The following is an 18,822-nucleotide window of genomic DNA, read 5'->3' on the forward strand; positions in this document are numbered from 1 at the left end:
AGGCGAAAACGGAAAATGCCGGACGAAAAAGGCGGGTTCACGGACCGTTCGGGGCTAACGCCCGCCGCGCGAGGTCCGGGCGAGCGCAATCTCGAGCCGCTCACGCAGGCGGGGCGGGAGCGCCGGGAGGCGTCGCCTGAGCTCCGTCCGACCGGAGAGGGAGAGGCGACCGACCACCCGGTCCGCGTGCTCATCGATCTGGTCCCGTTTCAGAGAGCACAGGCCCCTTAGAACAGCGGAGACCCCGGAGGAGGTGCTGAAGAGGCGCCAGGCGAGCCTGGACGGCCGAAAACTGAGGGGCTTCCTATCGAAACGCAGATCGAGGCTCAGCCCGTCCGTCTCGTAATCCGGCCAGGACCCGTCCGGGACCGGGAGCCCCGCGCGCATCGCCTCGAACACCGCCCCCGGCACGATTCGTGCCCGGGTGAGTCGGGCGAGCTCGCTGACCAGAGCCCTCTCGCGGTCGGCGGGCGGATGAGACGTGAGCGATTCGACGATCAGGAGGAAGCCCCCGCCCAGCGGGGTCAGGACCCCGTTCTGACGAAGAAGATCTGCAAAAAGATCGCCATCTGCTGCTGAGACCTCCTGCGGGGCGAGGAGTACGCGTCCCGGCTCAGCGATGAGACCGGCGAGCGGGGGCACGTTTTGCATCCCGACAAGCATATGTCCCGTCAGATCCGGCCGCGTTAACCAGCCCGCCTCCCGCGCTGCGGAAAAGAGAGACGGGTCACCGATCTCCCACCCCTTGAGATCAACATACCGGATCGCCGAGCGGATCAGATCGATCAGGGGGGGCCGTATCACGGCGTCCGGGAAATGTCCGACGAGCTCCGGAGCGGAGAGCCACCCGGACCGGGCCGCCTTCTCGTGCCCTTTCGGGTCCGCTGCGGCCCAGGCGGCGAGGGTCTCATGCCGATGCGCCCTCCGCCGCACCTCCGGAAAACTGAGCGCGGGGCCGCGGGTGCGCATATGCCCGACCACCGAACGGTCCTCGAGCAGTCCCAGCTCACTCGCACGCCAATAGGTGATCGGGTCCTTCTCACGCCAGTCCGCGTGGGTCGCATAATAGGCGGCTGCGGCCCTGACCGAGACCTCCGTAAGCCGGGACCGGTCGACCATATGCGGGGTAACATGGGGGTCCCCGATCAGGTCGGCACGTAGCGCGAGCGCATAGCTCTCCGGATCCCCCACGCGCCAGCTCTCCGGGTCCGGGAACTTTCGGGCCTGCGCACGGACCCGGTCAAACTCGTCAGGCCTCAGCATGCAGACCTCATTACAATTCCCGGAGCGCCGTCCCCATTAACCGGAAACCTCGCTTTTTAATATCTGATATGCGGATCCACGTCCGATTTCAACGAGGAAGCGTTGCCCCCATGAATTTGAACAAAACTCGCCGCAATCCCCTTCGTTCAGGGAGGGGTCAAGGCGTCTTCCTTTTTCCCCTGACGCCGCCTTTTCCTGACGGCACGCATTTTCTGTCCGATCCGGGCCCGGTCCGGATCCGCCTGCGTCTCGACATAGGTCCGGACGACTTCAAGGGGGGCTCCGCCGCAGGAGACGACGCAGTAGCTGGGGGACCAGAAGCTGTCCCCCCAGAGGACACGGCGGACCTCCGGCCACCCCTGCTGGCGCAGGCGCCGGGCGGAGACCCCCTTGAGGCTGCCAACCAGCTTCGACAACGCGAGCTGGGGCGGGTAAGAGATCAGGAGGTGGATGTGATCCCCGTCCGCTTCCACCGCCTCCAACGTCGCCCCCATGTCCGCGGCGACCGAAGTCATGACCCCTTTCAGGAGGTCCCGGACCCGGTCCGTCCGGATCGCGTCCCGCCGGTACTTGGTCGTAAGGACCAAGTGCGCGTTCAGACGATGAACTACGTGCCGTCCTGTTCTGAAATCTGACATTTTCACACTTCCATATCTGTGAAGGGTGAGTATATTCGCCTTATGCGAAAACTCAAGGCGTACAGGTTTCGGATCTATCCGACGGCGGAGCAGGAGGAGATGTTCCGGCGCATCTCCGGCTGCTGCCGCCTGGTCTATAATCTGGGCCTGGAGCAGCGCCGGACCTTCTGGCGTCAGTACCGGGACACGCAGGGGCGTCATATCTCCTGCGCCGGCCAGCGCCGGGAGATCAAGGACCTGAAGGCCGAGGCGGCGTTCCTCAAGGAGGTCCCCGCCCACTGCCTCCAGATGGCGCTGGTCGACCTGGACAGCGCCTTCCAGCGCTTCTTCTCTGGGGCCGGCGGGTACCCGCGGCCGCGAAAGCGGCTCCGCAACGACAGCTTCACCTTCCCGGACCCGGAACAGATCCGGGTGGACGTGGGGCGCGGGGTCCTGATCCTGCCGAAGTTCGGCCGGACCTCCCGCGACAACGGCCCGATCCGGGCCGTGTTCCACCGTCAGCTGGAGGGGCGGGTCCGTCGGGTGACGATCGGGCGGGACGGGACGCACTGGTACGCCAGCGTCCAGGTGGCGGTCCGGGTTCGGCGCGCGCTGAAGCCGGAGGGGATCACGGAGGCGGATGTCGTCGCCGCGGACCGCGGCGCGGTGGTCCCGGTGGTCACCTCGGACGGGGCCCTCCTCGGCGCCCCGGTGACGACGGAGCGGGACCGGCGCAAGCTCAAGCGGCTCCAGAAGCAGCTGGCCCGGACGCAGCGCGGGTCGAAACGCCACCTGAAGGCACTGGGGCGGCTTCGGGCGAAGACGGCCAAGCTGACGCGCCGGCGTCGGGACATGACGCATCAGATCACATCGACGTTCGCGAAAAACCACCGCGTCGTCATCCTCGAAGACCTGAAGGTTCAGGCCATGACCGCCTCCGCGAAGGGGACCGTAGCGGAACCCGGCCGGAACGTGGCCCAGAAGGCGGGCCTGAACCGGTCTATCCTCGACGTGGGCTGGGGCGAGATCGAACGCCAGCTCCGCTACAAGCTGGCGTGGCACGGCGGGGTCCTGCTTAAGGTCCCGGCCGCGAACACGTCACGCACCTGCGCCCAATGCCTCACCGTCGATGCGGCGTCCCGCGTCAGCCGGGACCGGTTCCGGTGCACCAGCTGCGGTCACGAGTCGGACGCCGACGTGAACGCCGCGATCGAAATCCGGAGACGGGGGCTCATCGCCCTCGGACTTCGTCCCCGGCCGGGACTGCCGGGGCTGCCCGTTGAGCCCTCTGCACCAAGCACGGCGCCATGCGAGACGCGGGAAAAGGAAAAGTCAGGGACTCAGCCGCGGGGAGCGATCGCGCCGGAAACGGTGCGGGCGTGAGCCGCGAGATGAGCCTGAAGCCCCGTACTTCAGTGCGGGGAGTGTTCACCAAAACTCGCCGGGAACTCGGGCATTTTAGAGAGACCAGAGAGATCGCTACCTGTCGAATGTTAATTCTCGGAGACGTCTGTCGTTTTCAGAAGACGGCTGCACTGAACATTAGAAGCCGATTGCACTACAGCGACGGAGGAGGTTGGATCCATCAGGCAATGACGATTGGATCAAGGCCTTCGGCAGGCTCGACCTTGACTGACACCAACCGTTGCCGGCCCGATAGGTAGCCGAAGCAGAGAAGCGCTAGGCCCACCGCCACCAGGAAGCCCCCCACGCGGGCGTAACCTCCGCCGGGCTCGTAGAGCAGGCCCACCAGCAAGGGACCGGATGCCCCCAGTCCGTAGCCAACCCCTTGCACCATGCCGGACAGTTCGGCGGCCACATGGGCATCACCTGAGCGCAATACGATCATCGCCATGGCGATGGAGGTCAGCGCCCCCTGGCCGACACCTTGCACGCCAGCCCAAAACCACACGCTATGCAGTGGCGCGGCAAGGCAGCCGATGAATCCAACGACCGTGAGGGTCACGACGACCATGTTGAACCAAGACTGGTTCGGCAGGCGCGTTGCGATGATGGGGGCCGCCAGGCATGCGGCGGTTTGCAGCAGAATCGAGACCGAGACGATAAGGCTAGTATCCACCGCAGGTATGCCACGATCTCGCAGGAATGGCGCAAGCCAGCCGAAGACGGTGAATGAGTACATCGACTGCAAAACCATGAACGCGGTGAGCTGCCACGCCAGGGGACAGCGCCAAAGTCCCCGCACTCGGGGCGTCGCTATGCGCCGGATGGCGGCCCCCCTGGGGAGCTGAAAGAACCAGCATGCGCAGGCGATGGCGGCCGGTACGCACCAGAGCGACAGCGCTTGCGTCCACTCGCCCCCGAGGGCCATTTCCAGCGGCATCGTTGCTCCGGCTGCGGTGGCGGCGCCCCCAAGCAGCGCCATGGCGTACAACCCCGCCATCACCCCAGTGGCATGGGGGAAGTCACGCTTGATCAGGCCTGGCAGCAGGACGTTGATGATGGCGATTGCCGCCCCGGCAAGCACAGACCCGCACAGCAGGCCGGTTAGACCACCCGCTCCACGTAGTGCCACCCCGACCGACAGGGCGATCATCAGGCAAAAGATCGTGCGCTCGGCACCGATGCGCCGAGCCAGCCAGGGTGCAAGCGGGGCGAAGAGCCCCAGGCACAAGACTGGCAAGGTGGTCACCCAACTGGCCAGATGCGACGACAGATTCAGGGCTGCTTTCAGCTCTGGCAGCAGCGCTCCCAGGCTGGGAAAGATCGTGCGCAGATTGAACGCCACGAGGATCAGGCTGCACGCCAGGAACAGCGTCCCCGCCGATGGCGCGGGTGCCGGCATCGGTGATTCGTTCACTTCGATGTCGATCAGCGTATCGCTGGCTTCAGGCTCAAGCCGACGCTCCTGAAGAGCAATCGCCGGCGCATGGCCGTCATCAGTGGGGGTAGTCACAGCGGGAACTCCGATCGTTGGCCTTGGGTAACCGCGCTTGAGCCAGCGCGGTTGCGTGCAGAATACATTAGCGCTAATGTAATTTGCAGTCAGCAACCGAAGGTCGCAGTCATGAACGAGAGAAATGAGCCCGGCCTGGGCGAGCTGCTCCGCTACGTTTCGGATCTGGTGGAGCACGGTGCCGAGGAGCACTACCGGCAGATGGGCCTCCAGTACCGGGCGCGCTATACGCCCGTGCTCAGGGCAATTCAGGCGGGCGCCAAGACAGTCACGGAGATCACCGCACGCACGCACCTGACCCAAGGCGCTATCAGCCAGACAGTTGGCCACATGGAGAACGACGGGGTGATTTCCCGCCATCGCGTCGAGGATGGGCGCAAGAGCAGTATTCGGCTCACCCCCCATGGCAAGGAGCTGGTGGCCAAGCTGAACCAGCACTGGAGCGCGACCTTTGCGGTGATCGAAGAACTCGAAGGGGAAATCGGCCATCCGCTGCGCCGCATTCTGGAAGACGCCGCAAAAGCGTTGGAGCGGCAAGGCTTCGCGCAACGCCTAACGCACATCAAACTTGGTCAGCCGCGAGGAATCGATCAATGAGCAGCACCCCCAGCGGGTTGAAAAACTGGTTCGATCAGGGCGGCCAGGCCTACGCCCGTTTCAGGCCGGAATATCCCGCCGAACTCGCCGCCTACCTTGCCTCGGTGGCGCCCGACGCCACCCTTGCCGTGGATGTTGGCTGCGGAAACGGCCAGCTCACCGGGCAATTGGCGGAACATTTCACTGCCGTCGTGGGGCTGGACCCGAGCGCCGATCAGGTGGCGCATGCCACTCCCCGGACCAATGTCGACTATCAGTGCGCACCTGCGGAGCAGATGCCGCTGGCGGATCACAGCGCGAGTCTCATCACTGCCGCGCAAGCCGCGCACTGGTTTGATCTGCCGGCCTTCTACGCCGAGGTGCGCCGCATCGCGCGGCCCAGCGCCGTTCTGGCGCTGATCAGCTATGGCGTCATGCGCCTGGACGAAGGCCTGGACGCTCGCTTCCAGCAGTTCTACGGGCAGGAGATCGGCCCCTATTGGCCGGCCGAGCGCCGGTTAGTGGATAGTGGTTACGCCACCCTGGATTTTCCGTTCGCGCCGCTTGCCCCACCCGCCATGGCGATCCGCCTCGACTGGAATCTGGAGGAGTTTCTCGGCTACATCGCGACCTGGTCAGCCGTGCGCCGTGCACGGGAAGCCGGGCGGGAGGACATCCTGCATCGCTTCGCGAGCGACATCGCCGACATCTGGGGCGACCCGGCGAGCAAGCAAGCTATTTCCTGGCCCATCAACATGAGAATTGGACGAGTATGAGCAACCCAACCTGCGCCACTTTATCCATCGGCCTGTGCCATAGCGAAACGCTGACCGTGGCTGCGCGCCACACCGTTCCCGAGGTGGAACCGGCCTGGCCGGGCTTCGCCGACATGCCGCCCGTCCTGGCCACGGCGATGATGATCGGCTTCGTGGAGCAGACCTGTATCGAGGGGCTGCGCCCATTCCTCTCGGCGGAACAACGGACAGTGGGGACCCATGTCGACGTGAGCCACATCGCCCCCACCCCGGTGGGAATGACGGTGACAGCTACAGTCGAGCTCATCGGTATCGAGGGCAAGGCGCTGCTGTTCAAAGTGCAATGTCGGGACGAAGGCGGCGTCATTGGCGAGGGCACGCATCGGCGAGCAATCATCGACCTGAGCAGATTCACCCAGCGCCTACAAGAAAAGGCGGCACAGGCCGGGAATTAGCCTCCGTTCCAAACTACTCTACAGCCGAGTTCTCAATTCGCGGCAGGCTAGCGAAAAGGCTGCCTTGGGTCGACAGCGGCAATCGGATCGTTGCCGCACTTAACTGCGCCCTGCTCTGGGGCGCCTCTTTATTTATGCAGTTGAACCGCGGGATAGCAGCTTTAGACCGTCTGGCCGCAGTTCGCCCCTGGGCGACACATGTCGGTAGAGCGTCTGCCGGGTAATACCAAGTTCTTCGCAAAGATCGCTCACCTTGGTTTCCGGCTGCCCCATCGCTGCCATCGCCAGGCGTAGCTTGGCGGCGGTCATCTTGAACGGCCGGCCACCTTTCCTGCCACGTGCCCGCGCCGAGGCCAAGCCAGCGATCGTGCGCTCTGCAATCAGTTCGCGCTCGAATTCAGCGAGTGCGGCAAAGATGCCGAAGACCAGCTTGCCGGCGGCCGTCGTGGTGTCGATGGCTGCGCCGTGGCCGGTCAGCACCTTGAGGCCGACGCCACGTCCGGTCAGATCGTGCACGGTGTTGATCAGGTGGCGCAGGTCGCGCCCGAGCCGATCCAGCTTCCACACCACCAGCGTGTCACCTTCGCGCAGTGCTTTCAGGCAGGCAGCGAGGCCGGGGCGATCCTCGCGCTTGCCGGACGCCTGATCCTCATAGAGATGCGCCGGATCGACGCCGGACGCGATCAGCGCGTCGCGCTGCAAGTCAGTGGCCTGAGATCCGTCCGCCTTCGATACTCGCATGTAGCCAATCAGCATGCCCCACCTGTCACATATACGTTCGATTATGTGACAGTGTGAGTCTGAAAGCTCTCGCCGTCAAAAATTGACACCTAACCCGTCATTTATTCTATGGCGCGCAAATGGTATTCAAGGAATGTAATGTGACAGGAATTCCGGAGGGATGCCCTCCTTGGCAAACATAACGCGCAATCGTTCCAAGGATTCGGGGTCGCGCCGTCCAAAAGCGAACAGCGCGAACAGGGAGCGAGCCCTCTCGGGATTATGACGAGCCTCGGCAACCGCCTCGTTAAGCGCCTTGACCGCTTCCTGCCAGTGATTGACAGGCTCCTTCTCTCGCTCAGCAGTCGTCAGGCCGTTGGTGAACCCGGTGTTCGGTTCTGACAGGAACAGCGTTGCCTGCTCCCCGTGCAGACTCAACACCTTCGATTCGATCAGGTCGATGGCGGTGGCCGCCGCTTCCAGCATCTGCAACTGCACCGCAGGGGCCAAAATCTCGAAAGGACGCCACAAGCTCTGTCCGGCGCGCAGTGGATGGCCGCAATGCTCCCAGACTTGGCGAATGCTGCTCGCGCTGCCGCTACAACAGTGCGAGAGCGGGGTGTTCAGCTCATCGAGCAGGGTGCGCAGCAGCCGGAACCACAGCCCAGCATGGATTCGTCGGCGCGGCAGCTCCACAAAGCCGGTCGTCAGGGCCTGCCAGGTACGCCGATCCATGCAGGCAATCGCCTCATTGGCGGGATGTGGAGCAGCATCGTCCTTCTCCCACTGGAGATACCGGCCAGGCAGGCCCCAATAGGACGCCAGCCAGCAGCCATGCTGCGGACAACTGAGCATCAAGGGGAGTTGCCAGACAAGCAACAAGGCCTGGTTGGCCGTATCGTGCAGACACAGCGGACATGCCCGGCGAGTCGGCTGACTCGGCAGCCACGCACGCCAGCGGGTGATGGATCGCGCCTTGCGCTTTGGCAGCAGCACCGAGCATTGAAACGCATAGGTTTCCAGGGCCGCAGGCACCGAATCGTCGAGGCTGTCCAGCAGCCACGGCACCCAGCCGGCCAGGCTCATACTGCGCAATCGCTCGAACTCAACGCCGCTGCGCTGGGCAAGCACCGTCAACAGCGACGGAGGAGGCGCGGTATCCAGCTCATCGAGTTGGCAGTGACCAAGATCGTGTACCAGCAGCTCGTGCACATCCATCTGGTAGCAGGAGGCGACCCGGTTGAGCCACGAGGAGAGCGCCTCGCCTTCTTTCGGGGCCGGATGCAGCGGCCAGCGCGGCGCAGGTGTCACATCAGTTCCCGCTCGAACTGTCGGCGCCGCTCACTGGGGCCAGCGTAGTCGGCCATGCTCAGCGTGCGATGGTTGATCGCCTCCTCGCCGCTCTCCACGGCGGCCACGGCCGCGGCCATCAGCAGGTGCGCCAACTCACCAATGGTGCCTTCGCTGCGGGTGAGCAGGTAGCGGGCCATGTCCAGCGTGGCAATCGGCGAGGACCGCCGCAGCGGGAGCGACGCAGCGAAGCTGGCCAGCAGCGAGCAGCAATCTTCATTGACTTCCCACGGTGGAAGCAGCATTGGCTCGAAGCGGTTTTCCAGTTGATCGTCCGAGCGGATGGCGAGATACGCCTCGCGCGTGCCAACACCGACCAGCGGGATACGCAGCTCGTTGCCGAGAAAGCGCAGCAGGTTGAGGAATTCCCGCCGGTTGACGCTGTTGCCTGCCAGGACGTTGTGCAGTTCGTCGATCACCAGCATGCGCACGCCAACCTTGCGTAGTAGGGCCAGTGCCAGTTGCTCCATTTCCGGCAACCGTGGGCGTGGGCGAAGCGGTGCACCCATCGCGGCCAGCAGCGAGACATAGAAGCGGATCGCCGAGGGCTCGGATGGCATCTGCACCACCAGCACGGGTATGTGCTCCTGGTCCGTGTCGGTGCTGGCCGGGTGTGTCCGCCGGAATTTCTCGACGATCATCGACTTGCCGTTGTTGGTCGGGCCGATCAGCAGCAGGTTGGGCATGCGTTGCTTGTTCGGCCAGGCATACAAGGCCTCCAGCCGGTTCAACGCTTCGACCGCGCGTGGATAGCCGATCCAGCGGTCGGCGCGAAGGCGCTGAATTCGCTCGCTGGCCGGCAGCCTTGCCAATCCCTGCGCCGCCGGAAGCAGGTGAGATAGGTCGATGCAGGGATACTCGTCCACGGCTACCACTCCTCGATCTGCTCGAACGGTTTGGCTGGCGGCAGGTTGCCAACCTGCGAGTCGGCGCTGTCCGCGTCCGGCGGTGTGGGCTTGACGGGTGGAGGCGACAGCTTGAGGTGCTGGCGTCGATCCGCATCACGCCGCGCCTTGCGCGTGGCCTTCTGCGCGGTGGACACGATCTCGCGCATCTGGCCGATCATGCGGAACAGCGCCGATTCATCCACCTGCTCGCGCCCGAGCTGCCGTAGCCGTGCCAGCGCCTGGCGCTGCTCCCAGAGCGTGACGGCCGGATGGGACAGGGTGCGGTACGGGATTTCCAGGTAGTGCTGTCCCTCCGGCTCCAGCACCCAGATACGGCTGATGTCGCGGGGATCGCGCCGGATCAGGAACGCGGGTAGGCGATCGCGCCGGGCAATCCACGGCTTGAGCGCGTCAGCGTAGTAGTGGATGTGGTCGATGACGAAGCCGGTGCGGGTCAGCGTGCGACGGATGACCGGCAGGAAATCAACCAGAAACGCGGTGGGCCGCGTTACCACAGGAGGCACGCCGATTCGCGCCACGGCCTCGGCCCAGCGCGCGGCCGGCGGCTGGAACAGGCCGTTGTGCACCGAGCCGTGATAGGTGCCCACGGCCAGAGTGAGCCAGCGCTCCAGCTCGCGCAGGGTCAGGGCGGCCATCTTTTCGGCGTCGTACTCGCCGCGCTGGCCAGGATTGGAGAAGGTCGTGCCCGGTAGGTTGTCATGGATCATCTGCATCGCCGTGCCGATGATGCGTTCCACGATGCCTCCGTAGTGCGGCTGGCCGGGTGGCCGGTAGTCCAAGCGGATGCCATGCTGCTCGCAGCCCCGGCGCAGCGCCTCACTCTTGAACTCGGCCGCGTTGTCCAGGTAGAGCAGCCTGGGCTTGCCGCCCATCGGCCAGTTCACCTCTACATCCAGCCCCTCCAGCCAGGGACGCTTGTCGCAGGCGACGTGTGCCAGGCACAGGCCGACCGAGACGGCGGACGGTGCTTCGAGCGTGACCACCATGCCGAGCACGCAGCGGGTGAATGCGTCGATGGCCAGCGTGAGGTAGGGACGGCCAATCGGCTGCCGGTCGCGCACGTCTACCACGACCAGGTCGATGACCGTGTGGTCGATCTGCACTTGCTCCAGTGGCTCAGAGACTGTCGGCGGGACGCCGCCAGCACCTTGCAGTTCGCGGGAGGCATCCTGACCTTCCCGGCGGCGAACGGTCTTGATCTGATCAAGGCTGGCGATCCGCAAGGCCACGGTATTTCGTGCCGGCACCCGCAGTTTCTGTGCCTTGCAGGCTTGAGCGACTTCACGATGGAAGGCCGCAATGCTGCGCTTCTGCTTGGTCAGGAAACGCTTTTGTATCAGCTCACGGATGATGCGCTCGACCGACTCAGGCAAGCGGCCCTTGCCTTTACCACCACTCGACTGTCCAGGCGCCAAGTCAGTCACCAGCCCCACGCCTTGCCGGGCGCGGCGGACCAGGACGTATACCTGCCGCCGGGACAGGCCCAGTGCTTGAGCTGCCGCGTCGGCCGCTTCATGCCCGACCGTCTCCGACTGTGCCAACGGCCCGATGATCTCCGCACGACGGCACGCACGCTCCCATGCCTGTTCTGAAAGGGTAACCACGCCGTGCTCGGTAATCCGTGGGGTGTAGGTCGCCATGCTCACCTCGCTTTGGTGCACACGAGTAGTGAACATAGACGAGTTTCGTGTGGGGGAGTCCTGATATTGGGCTGTCAGGAGCCGGATGCACAGCAGGCATCAATCTGCGATGATTGGTGCAGTTGTCTCCTGAAAATGACAACGTCGCTTCAATATATTGCTTTATGTACACGAATGCTCATGATCCACATTAAGTATGGGGAGATTCATGGATCAATATCTCAAAAGATAACTGATAATCCAGAATACTATCACAAGGGATATTTTTGAAAAATTAGGCGGGCCACAATATACTTTTGATACATGAAACTGACAATAGTGATTAACCGCCCTCTCTAAATAGAAATAAAAAATCGTACAGAGCGGATCTTTTTTCGCATTGCATTATGCCGCGTGCCATATTATTTTTCGCATATCAGAAACGTGGAGCAAGGTGATGAGCCTGGACATGCCTCTGTCGGACCTTCTTCAAACCCTCTCCGTGGAAGACCTGGAGAACCTGCGCAGCACCGCGGAGAGAACCATTCGCGAAAAACGCGAATCTGAGATCGAGCGGGCCGTGGAGGAGATCGAAGCGGTCATCGCCCGCTACGGTCTTCCGATCGGGGAGGTGATCAGCCGGATCGACGCGCGCTCCGAGCGTCCGGCGAAGTGGCGTCACCCTGAGCGGCCCGAGCTGACGTGGTGTGGTCGTGGTCGTCGCCCGAGCTGGCTGAACGAGGCGATCGACGAGGGCGTCGAACTTGCGAAAATGCGGGCCTGATCCGTTTAGCGCGACCCCTTCGAGGGCCGCGCCAATCCTGTTTCGCACGACCTGACGAGACCGCGCTCCGCCTTTTCGCGCCACGACCCTATTGTCGATCTTGGCGAGCGGAGCGGGTCATGAGCAGGATCGAGGATTTCGGAGCACATCTGCACGGGGCGGCGAAGGAGCGCTGGCGCACCTATCGGGAGGCGATGTCGCGTGCGAGGCGCGAGGCGGGGGACCCGCTCACCGCCCCCCTCGCCGAGGCTTTCCCGGAGCCCCCCTATACCCGACTGATCGAGGACGGGGCGGACCCCTGGGTGATCGCCTTCGTTCGCGCCGCGCGCGAGCAGATCCCGGCCAGGCCCCGAGACCCCTATCGCGCGCGCCCCTGGGCGCGAACGGTCCGCGCACTGCGCGACATCTCTGTCGACCTGATCGAGGGGGTGATCGACCGGGGCCGGGTCGAGGCGCGCCTTGCGGATCCCGGGTCCCAACGTCTGCGCGAGGGGCTCGAGGGCCGGATGGCGCTCTACCTCGCCCTCGGACATGAGCGCAGCCTGCGCGGACACCGCCTGACCCGGACCGCCTACCAGGTCCTCGACGGGGTCAGACATGACCCGCCGCTGATCCGCTGGGAGGTCCGGCGGGACCGGTCCGGCGGGCGCGCGGAGGTCCTGGCATCCGGTCGGAGCGAGGAGGAGGCGATCACCGCATTCCGGACCCGTCTCACGACGGATGCGGGTGCGCCCGCGGCGCGTCGCGCCCCGATCGAGATCTTCAGCTGGCGCGGACACCCCGAACGGGGCGCGGTCATCGGGGTGAAGAACGGGCCCCACCTGATCGAGCTCGCGCGCCTGCCCTCCGTGAGGGAGGCTCAGACGCATCTGCGCGAAAATCGGAACGCTCTGGAACGTCGCCTCGCGCAGCTGCGGGACCTCCCCCCGGAGCGGGGGGAGGCGAACCGGGACCGGAGCGGCCCCGCCCTGCGCCGCGGGGACGTCTCCCCGGCACGATTCCAGGAGCTCTTCGGGTTCCGTGGCGTGCAGTTCGGAAACTACGTCGAGGGGGCGCGCCGCCAGGCGGACCTGAACCGGGCCCATGACGCGCTTCTCGACCTCGCCTCCGTGATCGGCTGCGCCCCGAAAGCCCTCTCCCTCGGGGAAGCGCTGGGCCTCGCCTTCGGGGCGCGTGGACGTGGCGGGAAGGGGGCGGCCGCGGCCCATTTCGAGCCGGATCAGGTTGTCATCAACCTGACCAAGACGAACGGGGCCGGATCCCTCGCACATGAGTGGTTCCACGCGCTCGACAATCATCTCGCGCGCAGGGCCGGGGCGCGCAGCACCCAATACGCCTCCGAACTGAACGGGCCCGTCGCGCGCCTGATCGGCCGGCTCACGACCGGGACCCGGATGGCGGAGCGCTCCGCCCTGCTCGACCGGGTCCGGTCCTCCCCCTACTACGCGACCCGGGTCGAGATGGCCGCCCGAGGCTTCGAGGCCTTCGTGATCTCAGAACTCGGGGCGCGCGGGGTCGTCAACGACTACCTGGCCAACGTGATCCCGGAGGAGGCCTTCGAGGCGGTCGCGGCCCTGCGCGGCCAGCCCCCGGGCGGCTACCCCTACCCGCTCCGGACGGAGCTCGGGGCGGTGGGCGACGCCTATCGGCACCTGCTCGCGACGCGCGAGGTTCGTGCGACCCTCGTAGCGGAGGCCAGACCATCCGGAACCGTCCCCGCGCCCCCGGACCCTCCCCCTCCCCCGGCATCTCCGGCGTCACCCCCGGCCGAAACGAGAGCGGGCCGGGAGGGGCGATCGCCCCCTCCCGGCCCGTCGGACACGCCGGATTTCGACTGGTGCTGATCAGCCCCGGCGACAGTCCCAGGTCTCCCCCGAGGAGGGGTCATGCATGACCATGTCCGGCCGGCCGATCCCGTCAAAGGTCAGGTTCCCGTAACCCACCAGCTCCAGATAGGCGGTCCGACCGTCGACCCCGTCAGGCCGAAGACGCCCCTCCCGGATGATGGACCGGTCATACTCGTTGATCATCTGGTAACTTTCCGCGGTGAAGGCGTAGGTGGTCCCGCCGCAGGACCAGCGTCCGACATAGACCGGCTCCGCGGATTCGGCGGAGGGGGCCGCAGGGGCGGCGGGCGAGACGGCCGGGGCGTTCAGGGCGATCCCCTCCGCCGAGATCCCGCGCATCACCTCCCGGATGAAGGAGGTGCTGTTGCCGTCCACGGTCTCGCCCCGGTCCGCCATCGCCTGAAGCAGGGCGATCAGGGCCGCCTCGGTCGCGTCCCCGTAGACCCCGTCGACCTGACCCGTGTAATGACCGCGCTCCGCAAGAAGGGACTGGACCCCGCGACGCCCCGCCTCGTCAAGGCGGTTGAACTGGCCTTCAAGGATCGCCCGGATGACCCGAACCGGTTGAGAGACCGGGGCGGTGATGGACCCGGCGAGCTCGCAGGACCCGGTGACGAGGGTCCGGCACCCGTCCCCGACCGGGCTGAACCCGGTGCTCGTCCCGACCAGGACACACTGACGACCCTTCGTCTCCCCGGTGTTGAGGAGCGCGGCCCAGGCCCCGTCCGGCCCGCGGAGCAGGGTCCCGCCCCCGACCGCGTTGCACCCCCCGGGTCCGGTGATGAACACCTCGATGAAGTCCGAGTTGACCTCGATCTGGCCGCCCCCCTCCACCCCGTCAGGGAGGGTGATCGGGTAGGTCCCCGTCTCAAGCGCCGCCGCCGGCGCGGCGAGGAGGGTGAACAGGGCGAGAAGAGCGGGTCTGGACATGCGGGTCTCCGAAAAAGAATCTGTGTCCCCCCAAACATAGGGATCGATCTGCGAAAATAAAAGATATTCTTATTCTATTTTATGTGCAGCCTCAGAGGAGGAGGAGGGATGCGACCGCCAGCCCCAGGAGCGGTGGGCCGATCTGGGCCGGAATCGCCCGCACACTCCCGCCCTTGACCGCGATCACGTAGAGGGAGAGCGCAAAGAAGGAAGTGATCACCAGGGGAAGGAGGGCGACCGAGCTGGTGGCCCCGGGCAGGAGCGCCATCGTGTTCAGTGCGAAAAATACGGCAGCCACCGCGCTCAGCGCGTGAAGGCGTGCCTGAGACAGGACCCGAACCCAGACCTCCCCGAGATCCGCTCCGAGCGGCAGCAGACCGGAGAGATGCGCGCTGAGCGGGAGCGCCGCCGCGAACCCGATCAGGCCGACAGGCACGCCGAGGAGCAGGGTTAGGATCGCGATCGGGATCAGCAGGATCAAGCTCAGGATCCAGACCCCCTTGAGGATCCGCATCCCCAGATCTGCGTCTTCGGGTCTCATGCACGCCCCCCCGCAACCTCAAGCCCCCGCTCCAGCCGGCGTATCATCGCCCCGGCGCCGGTGAACCCCTCGATCTTGAGCACGCGCCCCGGATCCCCGGGAGCGGCGAGGAAGAAGGTAGGGGTGCGTTCCAGCGCGAACTCCCTCCGGGTCGACTCGAACCGGTCCCGAAACTGGAGCCCCTCCTCCGCCACGCAGCCGGAGAGCGCGACGCGGGAGGCGCCCAGGAGCCGGGCCTGCGGCAAGATCAGCTCCTCGAGCCCCCCCTCCGTCGGAACGGAGGCGGTCATCTCGAATAGCGCGCGGACCCGGTCCGGCGGGGCGAGCCGGCTCCCTTCCCGCTCGAGACAGGCGGCGGCCACCGTGGAGATCAGGCCGGAACGGCCGTAGCCGACGGAGAGGTAGGCGGCGGCGAGACCGCGCGCCTCAGCGAAGCGGATGAGAGGGTCCAGGCCCGTCCGGACGAATTCACGACAGAAGGCGCAACCGGTATCGCTGATCACCAGGAGGTCCGCACCGGACCCGGTCAGCTGCTGGTGGTGCGGGGTAGGCCCGATCCGCGACAACCGGGTTCCGATCGGGTCCCGCCCCGAGAGGGACGGGATCTCCGGCGGGCGGGAGATCAAATAGGCGGAGGTGAGGCCAGCCAGGGCGGTAGCCCCCCCGCCGATCAGAAGGAGCCGGCGCATCCGCCGCGACTCCTCCCGTTCCCGTCTGCTCGGTTTTCCGGTCATGATCCCCCCCTGTTGCGTCCCGCCTGATATTAGGGGTTTTTTATTTTTTCGCAACACGAGCGATGGGATCAGAACGCTCTGCCCGTCACTTCGCGCCCGGGGAAAAACCCGGCTTGACCGGAAAAATAGGCTTCGCCGGATCAACCGGCTTCCAGGGCTTTACGCTCTCACCCCCCTCGGGCTTGGGCGGGGTGATCGGCTTGATCGGCTTGACCGGGGTCTTGATCCCGTCACCCCTCTGGGTGAACTGCTGCTCATACCGCTCCACCCGATCGGTACGGGTCGAGAGGGGGCCGTTTTCCAGTCCGTTCACCGGGCTGTTGTGGGACTGGCGGGTTTCGCGGCCGTCGATACCCCTTTGCAGGTCCTGACGGGAGCCTCCCGTCACGCCCCCTTTCACGCAGTCGTTCCGGAGGATCTTCTGCGGCGAGGCGCAGATATCCGCCAGAGCCCTCTTCTCGGGGGAGACGATCGTGGGTTCGAACGTCTTCGGGGTCTCCGCAACGAGGGAGACGGGAGACATAACCAGGACAATCGCAAGAACCGGGAGTCGCATGTGTTCGCCTTTCGCGTTGAGATGCGAGTCGCTTCTATCATCTTTTTTCGCACATCAAAAGGGAATCCATACGAAAGTCTTTATCTTTCGTATGGGGTCGCTTCAGGCCGGGTTTGGAAGAGCGCCCTCCCGCTCACGGGCCGCCCGCTCCTGATCGAGAAGGATCGCGGCCGCCCGGGGGCTCATCGAGGCGACGAGGTCGCGTGCCGCGCGCTCCGTGTAGATGACGCCCGGGTTGTGGGCCTTGCCGATGCGGCCACCCATGACGGTACGCCACTCCGCCCAAAGGGCGGAGCGCATCCGTTCGTTCTTCCAGTCATGTTCGAGAACGCTCTCCCAGGTGGTCTCCGGACGATGTACGCGCGCCGGACCGTTCGGCTGCACACGGGCCCGCTTCCAGGCAAGGATCTCTTCGAACCGGATCGGGACCCCTCCCCCCTTGATCCCGCGCATGAACTCCTCCGTGGCCGCCCGCGCCTCCGCGTTCGGCTGCCCGTTGCGCTCGGCCCGGTTCTGGACGATCCCGATATTGGCCGCCGCCGTCACCGGGTCCTCCCCTTCGAGTCCGGTCAGCTCCAGCGTGGAGAGGCTGGTCTGCTCATCCGCGCTCCGGATCGAGAACAGGTGGCAGCGGGCGTCCCGCGCCTTCGAAGTGTAACCGCCGACGCAGTGACGCATCCGCTGCCCCTCCTCGCGGAGCTCGTCGAAGTTGCGCAGGGGGCGGACGATCAGACCGTTGGAGGCGTGGTAGGTCTCGGTCAGGATCGGGAAGGCGGTGTCCCCGTAACGGTCGAAGCGCCCCTCCTGATCCGTCTCGGCCGTGATCCGACCCTCCGCCTCCATCATCGCCGGGATCCGGCCCGCGTAACGCCGGGCCACCTCGAAAAGATGCGCGGCGAGGTTCTTCGCGTTCCCGAGAACGAGCTTCGCCGAGGCCTCGAACCCGTCGATCAGGAACTCCCCCGTCACCGCCGGCAGGGGCTCCCCTGTCCCGGCGATCGAGGCGAGGACCTGCGGCATGAGCGCGGTTCGCGAGAACCCCTCGATCGCCTCGATCGCGTCGATCGTGGTGAGCGCCATGGTCCGCCGGTCGAACCGGTCCGGATCGAAATCCGCCGCCCGTGCGAGGGTCGCCCGATACTCGACCCAGTTCCCGCCGGAGGCGTTGAGAAGGTCCCGCACCGGGAGGTCGAAGGCGTTGGCGATCGGGACCGCACAGCCGCTCAGCACGTCATAGAAGGCGGCCCATTCCGGGTCATCCCGGGGGGTCCGGTCCGGGGGGAGCTCCGCCAGATAGCGCATCGCCTTGTCCAGGGACACCACCCCGCTCACGGAGAAGCGACGGGTCCGGTTGACCCCGAGCGCGTCCTCCCCGCGCACCGCCTCCCCCGCCTCGAAGAGCGGCGCGGCCGGCGCCGGGACGGTCAGCCGGCTGATCCGCTTGACGGAGGCTTTCGGAAGGCCGGTCCGCTCGGTCAGGAGCGGCTGGATCGGCTCAAGCAGGTCCACCGCGCGCGACAGCTCTCGGCTCTCCGCGATCATCCCCGCCAGGATCGGCATCGCCCTCGCCGCCTGCATCCGGTAGCGGGCCTGGTCCCCGCGCGGGGTCGCATACCAGGCGACCGCGATCGGGGAGGGCCGGGAGACGGAGACCAGCGCCTCACGGGCCTGATCCAGATCGAGATCCCCCATCTGACCGGTCTGGAACGGAAGGGACCGATCACGCGCCGCGGTGATCGTGTCGAAGCCGGACATCGGGGCCCCGAGCCGGAGCTGCGCGCCGCGCGCGAGCACCAGGTCCCCGTCCCCCATCCGCCGGTGCAGGCCCTGGCCCGCCAGCGTCCGGTCATGAACCTCCCGGGGCAGGATCAGCCGGCGCTCCTCCTCGGGGCGTTTCGCGGCGGGGTCCCCGCCGCCCAGGAAATCCTGCCAGGCCGCAAGCTGGGCGTGGGGGTCAGCAACCCGGCTCACCTCCCCCTCAAGTCGGACCGGGTCCCGTGAGAGCTGGCCGAGGATGAGCATCGCCACCCCGACCGAGCCCCGGATCGCCTGATCGCCGTTCTGGAACCGGAACCGGAACGGGGTCCCGCGCGGGACCGTCCCGTTGCAGGCGGAGAGATGGATCCCGGACATGACCCCGCTACGCGGGTCCGTGCGGAACCGGATCCAGGACGGGTCCCCCTCCCCCGCCCAGACGAAACCGGAGAGGGGGCCGTCCCCCTCCCGTGCCGATTGTGACCGCATCAGCAT

Annotated in this window: 18 protein-coding genes; 6 read left to right on the forward strand and 12 right to left on the reverse strand. The window is 65.9% G+C overall.

Going from position 1 to position 18,822, the window contains the following annotated elements:
• Positions 1 to 54: 54 nt before the first annotated feature.
• Both C8N34_RS03615 and tnpA read right to left on the reverse strand, forming a co-directional pair.
• Positions 55 to 1,263, reverse strand: coding sequence for a hypothetical protein (locus C8N34_RS03615; protein WP_108127817.1), 1,209 nt, complete (start codon positions 1,261 to 1,263; stop codon positions 55 to 57).
• Positions 1,264 to 1,409: 146 nt separating this feature from the next.
• Entirely contained in the window at positions 1,410 to 1,901 is a 492-nt protein-coding gene (tnpA, locus tag C8N34_RS03620) for an IS200/IS605 family transposase (RefSeq protein ID WP_422387660.1), read from the reverse strand.
• 42 nt (positions 1,902 to 1,943) lie between these two features.
• Here tnpA and C8N34_RS03625 point away from each other — a divergent pair, with 42 nt between their 5' ends.
• Positions 1,944 to 3,263 carry an RNA-guided endonuclease InsQ/TnpB family protein gene (locus tag C8N34_RS03625; protein WP_108127819.1) on the forward strand — a complete coding sequence of 440 codons (1,320 nt, stop codon included), beginning with the start codon at positions 1,944 to 1,946 and terminating at the stop codon, positions 3,261 to 3,263.
• Positions 3,264 to 3,465: 202 nt separating this feature from the next.
• Here the strand turns inward: C8N34_RS03625 and C8N34_RS03630 are convergent, their stop codons facing one another.
• Positions 3,466 to 4,797 carry a CynX/NimT family MFS transporter gene (locus C8N34_RS03630; RefSeq protein ID WP_199750658.1) on the reverse strand — a complete coding sequence of 444 codons (1,332 nt, stop codon included), beginning with the start codon at positions 4,795 to 4,797 and terminating at the stop codon, positions 3,466 to 3,468.
• 111 nt (positions 4,798 to 4,908) lie between these two features.
• Here C8N34_RS03630 and C8N34_RS03635 point away from each other — a divergent pair, with 111 nt between their 5' ends.
• From C8N34_RS03635 to C8N34_RS03645, 3 genes are read left to right on the forward strand one after another with little or no spacing between them, the layout of a single operon-like run.
• Positions 4,909 to 5,394, forward strand: a complete 486-nt coding sequence (locus C8N34_RS03635) for a MarR family winged helix-turn-helix transcriptional regulator (protein ID WP_108127823.1) — start codon at positions 4,909 to 4,911, stop codon at positions 5,392 to 5,394.
• A complete protein-coding gene (locus tag C8N34_RS03640; RefSeq protein WP_059318880.1) occupies positions 5,391 to 6,149 on the forward strand; it encodes a class I SAM-dependent methyltransferase in 759 nt (252 codons plus the stop codon). Before C8N34_RS03635 ends, C8N34_RS03640 begins: the two co-directional genes overlap by 4 nt.
• The gene (locus C8N34_RS03645) at positions 6,146 to 6,583 is read left to right on the forward strand and encodes a thioesterase family protein (RefSeq protein ID WP_059318881.1); all 438 of its coding nucleotides are present in this window, start codon (positions 6,146 to 6,148) and stop codon (positions 6,581 to 6,583) included. Before C8N34_RS03640 ends, C8N34_RS03645 begins: the two co-directional genes overlap by 4 nt.
• Before the next feature lie 132 nt (positions 6,584 to 6,715).
• Here C8N34_RS03645 and C8N34_RS03650 read toward each other — a convergent pair whose 3' ends face one another.
• From C8N34_RS03650 to C8N34_RS03665, 4 genes are all read right to left on the reverse strand, one after another.
• Entirely contained in the window at positions 6,716 to 7,339 is a 624-nt protein-coding gene (locus C8N34_RS03650; protein WP_108127825.1) for a recombinase family protein, read from the reverse strand.
• Positions 7,340 to 7,450: 111 nt separating this feature from the next.
• A complete protein-coding gene (locus C8N34_RS03655) occupies positions 7,451 to 8,614 on the reverse strand; it encodes a TniQ family protein (protein ID WP_084929512.1) in 1,164 nt (387 codons plus the stop codon).
• A complete protein-coding gene (locus tag C8N34_RS03660; RefSeq protein WP_084929511.1) occupies positions 8,611 to 9,519 on the reverse strand; it encodes a TniB family NTP-binding protein in 909 nt (302 codons plus the stop codon). The genes C8N34_RS03655 and C8N34_RS03660 overlap by 4 nt, the downstream gene beginning before the upstream one ends.
• 2 nt (positions 9,520 to 9,521) lie before the next feature.
• Positions 9,522 to 11,201, reverse strand: coding sequence for a Mu transposase C-terminal domain-containing protein (locus C8N34_RS03665; RefSeq protein ID WP_172405657.1), 1,680 nt, complete (start codon positions 11,199 to 11,201; stop codon positions 9,522 to 9,524).
• 436 nt (positions 11,202 to 11,637) lie between these two features.
• Between C8N34_RS03665 and C8N34_RS03675 the strand changes: the two genes are divergently transcribed.
• Both C8N34_RS03675 and C8N34_RS03680 read left to right on the forward strand, forming a co-directional pair.
• On the forward strand, positions 11,638 to 11,964 hold the full coding sequence (locus C8N34_RS03675) for an H-NS histone family protein (protein WP_108127826.1): 327 nt from the start codon (positions 11,638 to 11,640) through the stop codon (positions 11,962 to 11,964).
• Positions 11,965 to 12,083: 119 nt separating this feature from the next.
• Positions 12,084 to 13,808: an LPD5 domain-containing protein gene (locus C8N34_RS03680; protein ID WP_108127828.1), complete on the forward strand. Its 1,725-nt coding sequence runs from the start codon at positions 12,084 to 12,086 to the stop codon at positions 13,806 to 13,808.
• Here the strand turns inward: C8N34_RS03680 and C8N34_RS03685 are convergent, their stop codons facing one another.
• From C8N34_RS03685 to C8N34_RS03705, 5 genes are all read right to left on the reverse strand, one after another.
• Positions 13,809 to 14,741: a peptidoglycan-binding domain-containing protein gene (locus tag C8N34_RS03685; RefSeq protein WP_108127830.1), complete on the reverse strand. Its 933-nt coding sequence runs from the start codon at positions 14,739 to 14,741 to the stop codon at positions 13,809 to 13,811. It abuts the gene before it with no gap.
• 91 nt (positions 14,742 to 14,832) lie between these two features.
• Positions 14,833 to 15,282 carry a hypothetical protein gene (locus tag C8N34_RS03690; RefSeq protein WP_145693574.1) on the reverse strand — a complete coding sequence of 150 codons (450 nt, stop codon included), beginning with the start codon at positions 15,280 to 15,282 and terminating at the stop codon, positions 14,833 to 14,835.
• A complete protein-coding gene (locus tag C8N34_RS03695) occupies positions 15,279 to 16,016 on the reverse strand; it encodes a hypothetical protein (protein WP_145693573.1) in 738 nt (245 codons plus the stop codon). Before C8N34_RS03695 ends, C8N34_RS03690 begins: the two co-directional genes overlap by 4 nt.
• Before the next feature lie 85 nt (positions 16,017 to 16,101).
• Complete coding sequence (locus C8N34_RS03700; RefSeq protein WP_108127836.1) at positions 16,102 to 16,572, reverse strand: hypothetical protein; 471 nt, start codon at positions 16,570 to 16,572, stop codon at positions 16,102 to 16,104.
• Positions 16,573 to 16,674: 102 nt separating this feature from the next.
• A complete protein-coding gene (locus C8N34_RS03705; protein WP_108127838.1) occupies positions 16,675 to 18,822 on the reverse strand; it encodes a PcfJ domain-containing protein in 2,148 nt (715 codons plus the stop codon).

This window comes from Gemmobacter caeni, assembly GCF_003054195.1.
Taxonomy (GTDB): domain Bacteria; phylum Pseudomonadota; class Alphaproteobacteria; order Rhodobacterales; family Rhodobacteraceae; genus Gemmobacter; species Gemmobacter caeni.

Excerpts from the sequence above, each read along its gene's own strand:
- C8N34_RS03615 (WP_108127817.1), bottom strand. The coding sequence starts at position 1,263 with ATGCTGAGGCCTGACGAGTTTGACCGGGTCCGTGCGCAGGCCCGAAAG.
- tnpA (WP_422387660.1), bottom strand. The coding sequence starts at position 1,901 with ATGTCAGATTTCAGAACAGGACGGCACGTAGTTCATCGTCTGAACGCG.
- C8N34_RS03625 (WP_108127819.1), top strand. The coding sequence starts at position 1,944 with ATGCGAAAACTCAAGGCGTACAGGTTTCGGATCTATCCGACGGCGGAG.
- C8N34_RS03635 (WP_108127823.1), top strand. The coding sequence starts at position 4,909 with ATGAACGAGAGAAATGAGCCCGGCCTGGGCGAGCTGCTCCGCTACGTT.
- C8N34_RS03640 (WP_059318880.1), top strand. The coding sequence starts at position 5,391 with ATGAGCAGCACCCCCAGCGGGTTGAAAAACTGGTTCGATCAGGGCGGC.
- C8N34_RS03645 (WP_059318881.1), top strand. The coding sequence starts at position 6,146 with ATGAGCAACCCAACCTGCGCCACTTTATCCATCGGCCTGTGCCATAGC.
- C8N34_RS03650 (WP_108127825.1), bottom strand. The coding sequence starts at position 7,339 with ATGCTGATTGGCTACATGCGAGTATCGAAGGCGGACGGATCTCAGGCC.
- C8N34_RS03665 (WP_172405657.1), bottom strand. The coding sequence starts at position 11,201 with ATGGCGACCTACACCCCACGGATTACCGAGCACGGCGTGGTTACCCTT.
- C8N34_RS03675 (WP_108127826.1), top strand. The coding sequence starts at position 11,638 with ATGAGCCTGGACATGCCTCTGTCGGACCTTCTTCAAACCCTCTCCGTG.
- C8N34_RS03680 (WP_108127828.1), top strand. The coding sequence starts at position 12,084 with ATGAGCAGGATCGAGGATTTCGGAGCACATCTGCACGGGGCGGCGAAG.
- C8N34_RS03685 (WP_108127830.1), bottom strand. The coding sequence starts at position 14,741 with ATGTCCAGACCCGCTCTTCTCGCCCTGTTCACCCTCCTCGCCGCGCCG.
- C8N34_RS03690 (WP_145693574.1), bottom strand. The coding sequence starts at position 15,282 with ATGAGACCCGAAGACGCAGATCTGGGGATGCGGATCCTCAAGGGGGTC.
- C8N34_RS03695 (WP_145693573.1), bottom strand. The coding sequence starts at position 16,016 with ATGACCGGAAAACCGAGCAGACGGGAACGGGAGGAGTCGCGGCGGATG.
- C8N34_RS03700 (WP_108127836.1), bottom strand. The coding sequence starts at position 16,572 with ATGCGACTCCCGGTTCTTGCGATTGTCCTGGTTATGTCTCCCGTCTCC.
- C8N34_RS03705 (WP_108127838.1), bottom strand. The coding sequence starts at position 18,822 with ATGCTGATGCGGTCACAATCGGCACGGGAGGGGGACGGCCCCCTCTCC.